This window comes from Priestia sp. RMT2NF4 (genome assembly GCF_047872835.1).
Lineage (GTDB): Bacteria > Bacillota > Bacilli > Bacillales > Bacillaceae_H > Priestia > Priestia zanthoxyli.
This window is the reverse complement of the sequence record NZ_JBLQZO010000013.1, coordinates 42,930-50,075: the sequence shown is the minus strand read 5'-3', so window position 1 is coordinate 50,075 and position 7,146 is coordinate 42,930. Positions and strand designations below refer to the sequence as shown.

7 protein-coding genes and 4 tRNA genes are annotated in these 7,146 nt (G+C 38.3%); 10 read left to right on the top strand and 1 reads right to left on the bottom strand.

Annotation, left to right across the window (positions count from 1 at the left end):
* The 5 genes from ACMX9J_RS26280 (at position 1) to rocF (ending at position 1,397) form a co-directional block, all read left to right on the top strand.
* Positions 1-75: transfer RNA gene (locus ACMX9J_RS26280), tRNA-Gln, on the top strand.
* 4 nt (positions 76-79) lie between these two features.
* A tRNA-Lys gene (locus ACMX9J_RS26275) sits at positions 80-152 on the top strand.
* A 9-nt stretch (positions 153-161) separates the two neighbouring features.
* Positions 162-236, top strand: a tRNA-Gly gene (locus ACMX9J_RS26270).
* Positions 237-258: 22 nt separating this feature from the next.
* Positions 259-334: transfer RNA gene (locus tag ACMX9J_RS26265), tRNA-Ala, on the top strand.
* 163 nt (positions 335-497) lie between these two features.
* Positions 498-1,397 (top strand): arginase, encoded by a 900-nt coding sequence (gene rocF, locus ACMX9J_RS26260; protein WP_028411907.1) that lies wholly within the window; start codon positions 498-500, stop codon positions 1,395-1,397.
* A gap of 82 nt (positions 1,398-1,479) precedes the next feature.
* Here rocF and ACMX9J_RS26255 read toward each other — a convergent pair whose 3' ends face one another.
* Complete coding sequence (locus ACMX9J_RS26255; RefSeq protein ID WP_223260213.1) at positions 1,480-1,650, bottom strand: aspartyl-phosphate phosphatase Spo0E family protein; 171 nt, start codon at positions 1,648-1,650, stop codon at positions 1,480-1,482.
* 155 nt (positions 1,651-1,805) lie between these two features.
* Between ACMX9J_RS26255 and sigW the strand changes: the two genes are divergently transcribed.
* The 5 genes from sigW (at position 1,806) to glmM (ending at position 6,926) form a co-directional block, all read left to right on the top strand.
* Positions 1,806-2,369 (top strand): RNA polymerase sigma factor SigW, encoded by a 564-nt coding sequence (sigW, locus tag ACMX9J_RS26250; RefSeq protein WP_013054969.1) that lies wholly within the window; start codon positions 1,806-1,808, stop codon positions 2,367-2,369.
* 14 nt (positions 2,370-2,383) lie between these two features.
* Entirely contained in the window at positions 2,384-2,989 is a 606-nt protein-coding gene (locus ACMX9J_RS26245; protein WP_013081391.1) for an anti-sigma factor family protein, read from the top strand.
* 191 nt (positions 2,990-3,180) lie between these two features.
* The gene (cdaA, locus tag ACMX9J_RS26240) at positions 3,181-4,002 is read left to right on the top strand and encodes a diadenylate cyclase CdaA (RefSeq protein ID WP_013054971.1); all 822 of its coding nucleotides are present in this window, start codon (positions 3,181-3,183) and stop codon (positions 4,000-4,002) included.
* Complete coding sequence (locus ACMX9J_RS26235) at positions 3,995-5,551, top strand: CdaR family protein (protein WP_028411906.1); 1,557 nt, start codon at positions 3,995-3,997, stop codon at positions 5,549-5,551. Before cdaA ends, ACMX9J_RS26235 begins: the two co-directional genes overlap by 8 nt.
* A 28-nt stretch (positions 5,552-5,579) precedes the next feature.
* Positions 5,580-6,926, top strand: a complete 1,347-nt coding sequence (gene glmM, locus ACMX9J_RS26230) for a phosphoglucosamine mutase (protein ID WP_028411905.1) — start codon at positions 5,580-5,582, stop codon at positions 6,924-6,926.
* Positions 6,927-7,146 lie beyond the last annotated feature (220 nt).

Sequence of the window (7,146 nt, the reverse complement as noted above, 5' to 3'; positions counted from 1 at the left end):
TGGGCTATCGCCAAGCGGTAAGGCAACGGATTTTGATTCCGTCATGCGTTGGTTCGAATCCAGCTAGCCCAGCCATAGAGAGCCATTAGCTCAGTTGGTAGAGCATCTGACTTTTAATCAGAGGGTCGAAGGTTCGAGTCCTTCATGGCTCATTTTAATAAGCGGAAGTAGTTCAGTGGTAGAACACCACCTTGCCAAGGTGGGGGTCGCGAGTTCGAACCTCGTCTTCCGCTCCATTTCTATATAAAAAAACATATTGGGGCCTTAGCTCAGCTGGGAGAGCGCCTGCCTTGCACGCAGGAGGTCAGCGGTTCGATCCCGCTAGGCTCCACCATACATATAAACGTACAACCTTTAAGCAATTTGCTTAAAGGTTTTTTTGTGTAGTTTCTACAAATTAGAATTGTATATATATTCAAAAAAGTGTCGAGTTGAGCCATCGCTCATTTAGCCGTTACAATAAGAGAGTAGCAACATTTGTGATGGGGGGACATATTATGAATAAGCTTTCAATTATTGGAGTACCAATGGATTTAGGTCAAACTCGCCGAGGGGTCGATATGGGGCCAAGTGCGATACGATATGCAGGTGTTATGGAACGCATCGAGAATATTGGATATAGTGTAGAAGATAAAGGGAATATTGAAATTGCCTTAGCTGAACGAGTACATAGTGATGAAAATACAAACTTAAAGAATTTAAAAGCTGTAGCGGATGCTAGCGAAAGACTTGCTCAGACCGTAAGTGATGTTATTACAAATAAAAGGTTTCCTTTAGTGCTAGGGGGAGATCACAGCATCGCTATCGGAACACTAGCAGGAGTAAGTCGTCATTATAAAAATTTAGGCGTAATTTGGTATGATGCACACGGAGATTTAAATACAGCAGATACGTCTCCTTCCGGAAATATTCACGGTATGCCATTGGCGGCAAGTATAGGTATAGGAGACGAAGCATTGACTCGAATTGGTGGCTATGCCCCTAAAGTCAAGCCCGAGAATATTGTGATTATCGGAGCCCGTTCTTTAGATGAAGGAGAAAAAGAGCTAATAAAGGAAAAAGGAATTAAAGTGTATACGATGCATGAGATAGATCGAATGGGTATGACAAAAGTAATGGAAGAAACAATTTTATATTTGCGTGATAAAACAGATGGCGTTCATCTATCACTCGATTTAGATGGACTGGATCCACATGATGCACCCGGAGTAGGAACGCCAGTTATCGGTGGAATAAGCTACAGAGAAAGTCATTTAGCTATGGAGATGTTGGCAGAATCTCAGCTAATCACTTCTGCCGAGTTTGTGGAAGTGAATCCTATTTTAGATGAGCGGAATAAAACAGCTACCGTAGCTGTTGCATTAATGGGCTCACTTTTAGGAGAAAAATTAGTATAAAACATTATTGCCTACCAAAAGGTACATGAAACATATGTGAAGATAAAAAAAAGAAGCTCTTAGTTCAGATTCTAGAGCTTCTTTATATAGAGAAAAACTTTTCATATTCATTTAATAGACCATCTAGCTCTGAGCTTACTCTCACCACTGTTAGTGATGATAAAGGATTTTCTGCTGCAAGAGTGACCATGTTATTTCTACATTCTTCAATTTGATTCAAAAGGTTTTCTTTTGTATGAGTCAAGCTTTCCACTCCTCTTCTTTTCATCTATACTAATTACATAACCTACGTACGATCTTTTTAAACGTATTTGACAAATTTTTGTTAAAATAATTAAGCATAAGTGAAACTTTATGATAAAGTACACGTATATATACTATCCCGCAATGGGCGGAGGTAACCGTTACATGGATTTATTATTAAAAAGAAAAATAAAAAAAGTAAAAAAAGGTGACCAGGATGCGTTTGCTGACATAGTAGAATATCACAAGGATAAACTTTTTCATCTATGTTATCGAATGCTAGGAAACCGGGAAGAAGCGCAAGACGCTGCACAAGAAGCGTTTATTCGAGCCTATGTAAATATTCATAGCTATGACACGAGTAAAAAGTTTTCCACCTGGCTATATCGAATTGCTACAAATCTTTGTATTGATCGAATTCGTAAGAAAAAGCCAGACTATTATTTAGATGCAGAAGTAGCCGGGACCGACGGGTTAAATATGTACTCTCAAATAGCTGCCGATCAGGCCTTACCAGAGGAAGAGCTAGAGCAAGTAGAATTGCAAGAATTCATTCAGTCGGAAATATTAAAGCTACCTGAGAAATATCGAACTGTCATTGTCCTAAAATATATAGATGAGCTGTCGTTAAAAGAAATCAGCGATATTTTAGACCTGCCTCTTGGTACGGTAAAGACTAGAATTCACAGAGGACGTGAAGCTTTAAGAAATCGACTTCGCCACTTGTAAGGAGTGAACTAAGAATGAAATGTCCAAAAATGTATGTAAACCTCATTCATGAGCATTTAGATGGAGATATTACAAAAGAAAATGAACTGTTATTAAAAGAGCATTTGCACCAATGCAAAGGTTGTCAGCAGCATATGCATCAGTTAAAAAGAACGATTGCATTTGTGCAAAGCACTTCTCATATAGAATTACCTATGAACTTTACAGCAGGTGTTATGGCCGGGTTACCACGTGAGAAGAATCGAATTCGAATGAATAGATGGTTTACAAACCATCCGATTCTTAGTGCAGCTGCTGTATTTGTGCTGTTAATGTCCGGCACGGTGTTTTCAGCTTGGGAAACGGATGAAGACTTTTCTGTTTCAAAGCAGCCGAACCTGGTCATTCACGATAAAACAGTCGTTGTACCAAAAGGTGAGACCGTCAAAGGTGATATTACTGTGAGAAATGGCGATATTAAAATTGAAGGAAAAGTAGATGGAAACGTTACTGTTATACATGGTGATAAGTATCTAGCTTCTGCAGGAGAAGTGACAGGCAATATTGAAGAGTTAGACAAGATTTTTGACTGGGTATGGTATAACGTCAAAACTCATGCCAAGCAAGCTGTTGACTTTTAATAGTTAAACATAAAACCGTCCGCTTATCTTGTTAGAGAGGAACAGTGGACGGTTTTATTTATATAAAAAGAAGGCTACATTATATAGGAACAAGGATTTAAAAATAAGATGTAATTTACAGTGTAATTTTGTTTTATGGTATAATAAAACGGTTATGTTATCTTTATTACATATATAGAGGAAGTGAGAAGATGCCTATTGGAGACCTGCCAATCCTCTCATATTTAGGAAAAATTGTTGATGTTCTCCTGGTATGGTTCGTCATATATAAATTAATTATGGTCATAAGAGGTACAAAAGCAGTACAGCTTTTAAAAGGAATCACGGTAATTTTAGTTGTCCGCTTTATAAGTAACTTCCTTGGACTAAATACGTTGCAATGGTTAATGGACCAAGCGTTAACGTATGGATTTTTAGCTATTATTATTATCTTCCAGCCAGAGCTGCGCCGAGCGCTTGAACAGCTTGGGAGAGGACGTTTGTTTTCACGCAGTAATTTGCCTGAAGAAGATGAACGTACCGTTACGATTGAGGCGATTATAAAAGCAACGCATTATATGGCTAAAAGACGCATAGGTGCATTGATCTCAATTGAAAGAGAGACGGGTATGGGTGATTATATTGAAACAGGTATACCGCTCAACTCTAATATTTCTTCTGAATTATTAATCAACTTATTTATACCGAATACACCACTTCATGATGGAGCGGTTATTTTACAGCGGGATCAAGTAGCCGCTGCAGCATGTTACTTACCTTTATCTGAAAGTCCTTTTATTTCAAAAGAATTAGGTACTCGCCATCGTGCTGCTGTAGGAATAAGTGAAGTAACAGATAGTGTGACTGTCATTGTATCTGAAGAAACTGGAGGCATTTCCGTTACCAAAAACGGTGAATTGTATCGTGAATTGACCATTGATACATTAAGAGAAATGCTAGAAAAAGAATTAGTCACAACTTCTAAAGCAACTTCTTCCACTCGTTGGCAATGGAGGTTGAAGAAGAATGGATAAATTGATGAATCGATCGTGGGTTATGAAAATTATCGCGTTGCTGTTAGCCTTCATGTTATATTTATCTGTTAATTTAGATGATGGTGCCAGTTCATCAAATAAAATTCTGAACCGAAGCAGTTCTGCCAACACTGGAGTAGAAACATTAACAGATGTTCCGGTTCAAGTATCCTACAATGAGAAGAACAGAATTGTAAGAGGTGTTCCGGATACGGTCATTATGACACTGGAAGGTCCTAAAAATATTTTGGCTCAAACAAAGCTACAAAAAGATTATCAAGCTTATATTGACCTTGATAATTTAAGCTTAGGGCAGCATAGAGTCAAGGTTCAGTATCGAAATATCTCTGATAATTTAAACGTAGTGGTTAAGCCTGATATTGTAAATGTAACAATTGAAGAACGCGATTCAAAACAGTTTTCAGTAGAGGCAAGCTATGATAAAAATAAGGTCAAAAATGGGTATGAAGCAGGGGAAGCAACCGTTAGCCCAAGAGCCGTCACGGTAACGGGCGCATCAAGTCAATTAGACCAAGTTGCTTATGTAAAAGCTATTATTGATTTAGATAATGCTTCAAAAACAGTGACGAAACAAGCAACTGTTGTCGCATTAGACAAGAATTTAAATAAATTGAATGTAACAGTTCAACCAGAAACGGTCAATGTAACAATCCCGGTGAAAAATATTAGTAAAAAAGTGCCGATCGATGTGATTCAAGAAGGCACGCCAGGCGACGGTGTCAACATTACGAAGCTAGAGCCTAAAACAGATACCGTGAAAATTATCGGTCCATCTGATTCTTTAGAAAAAATCGATAAAATTGATAATATTCCAGTCGATGTTACCGGTATTACGAAATCTAAAGATATTAAGGTGAATGTCCCTGTTCCAGACGGAATAGATAGTGTAAGTCCTAAACAAATTACCGTTCATGTGGAAGTAGACAAACAAGGTGATGAGAAAGACGCAGAAGAAACGGACGCAAGTGCAGCTGAGACTAAGTCATTTAAGAATTTGCCGGTTTCTTTAACTGGTCAATCCTCAAAGTACACGTATGAACTGCTTTCTCCTACTTCAGTAGATGCGGATGTAAAAGGACCAAAATCTGATTTAGATAAGTTAACGAAAAGCGGCATTAGCTTGTCAGCGAATGTAGGGAATTTATCTGCTGGGGAGCACACGGTTCCTATTATAATAAATAGTCCTGACTCTGTTACATCAACACTATCGACTAAACAGGCAAAAGTTCGTGTAACAGCGAAAAAACAATCAGGGACAAATGATGAGCAAACGGATAAAGAAACAAGTGGAAGCACGAGCGATAAAGAAACAAAGCCAGACACGGGAACTGGATCAGGATCAGGAACAAATCCTGGGACGGGAAATTCAGGTGATTCAACTGATAAACCAAGCGAAGAGACTGATACACCTGAAGACAATACAGATACACCAACAGATAATACAGAAACTGGTGACGATAGTAGTAATCAAAGTGATGAAAATTCTACACCCGTAGATGGACAGACAGATAATACATCAGGAAACTAAATGTTTTGACATGAAGGAGAGAAAATTAATGGGTAAGTATTTTGGAACAGACGGAGTACGAGGAGTTGCCAATAGTGAATTAACTCCTGAGCTTGCTTTTAAAATTGGACGCTTAGGTGGTTACGTTCTAACAAAAGATGCAGAGCGACCAAAGGTATTAATCGGACGCGATACACGCGTTTCTGGTCATATGTTAGAAGGAGCGCTTGTTGCAGGCTTGCTTTCAATTGGTGCAGAAGTTATGCGATTAGGCGTTATTTCAACTCCAGGGGTAGCGTATTTAACAAAAGCACTTGGCGCACAAGCAGGAGTCATGATCTCTGCTTCACATAACCCAGTTCAAGATAACGGAATTAAATTCTTTGGTCCAGATGGATTTAAACTGTCAGATGCACAAGAGAATGAAATTGAAGCGTTAATGGATAGTGAAACAGATCAATTACCAAGACCTGTTGGGGGAGATTTAGGTCAGGTAAATGACTACTTCGAAGGTGGACAAAAATATCTTCAATACTTAAAACAAACGGTTGATGAAGACTTCTCAGGTATTCATGTTGCATTAGACTGTGCGCACGGAGCAACGTCGTCGTTAGCAGCACATTTATTTGCAGATTTAGATGCGGATATCTCTACAATGGGGGCATCACCAAACGGATTAAACATCAATGACGGTGTAGGATCTACACATCCGGAAGCATTAAGTGCCTTCTTAAAAGAAAAAGGAGCGGATGTTGGGTTAGCATTTGATGGAGACGGAGATCGTTTAATCGCAATCGATGAAAAAGGCGAGATTGTAGACGGTGATCAAATCATGTTCATTTGTGCAAAGTACTTATATGAACAAGGACGTTTAAAGAAAAATACGCTTGTTTCTACCGTTATGAGTAACTTAGGCTTCTATAAAGCACTAGAAGCTAGCGGAATTGAAAGTGCACAAACTGGTGTAGGCGACCGTTATGTAGTAGAAGAAATGAAAGCTAATCAATATAACCTAGGTGGAGAACAGTCAGGTCATATTATTTTCTTAGATTACAACACAACAGGTGACGGTATGCTTTCAGCTATTCAGCTTGTAAACATTATGCAAGCAACGAAAAAGCCTTTATCAGAATTAGCAGCTGAAATGAAGAAGTATCCTCAGCTTCTTGTAAATGTAAAAGTAACGGATAAGCATCATGTTACAGATAACGAGAAGGTAAAAGTGGTTATTGAAGAAGTGGAAAAAGAAATGAACGGTAATGGCCGAGTACTTGTACGCCCTTCAGGAACAGAGCCGTTAGTACGTGTTATGGTTGAAGCACAAACACAAGAAGAATGTGAAACTTATGTAACGCGTATCGTAGAAGTAGTAAAAGAAGAAATGGGCTTAGAGTAATTCATTAATTATATGCATAAGCGGTGACGTTTCGAGCTGCTTATGCATATTTTTATATTGTTGAGAAAAATTCTTGGAAATTATCTGATGCTAAAGGCTGTTTTTACAGATAGTAAAGAAGATAATTGACGTTTTCTCACTTCTTATTGTAATATTAAATCTGTTCGTCTCTTAATTTATGTAAAGGAGTGAACAATCTATTTTAAAAGTGAATACAAAG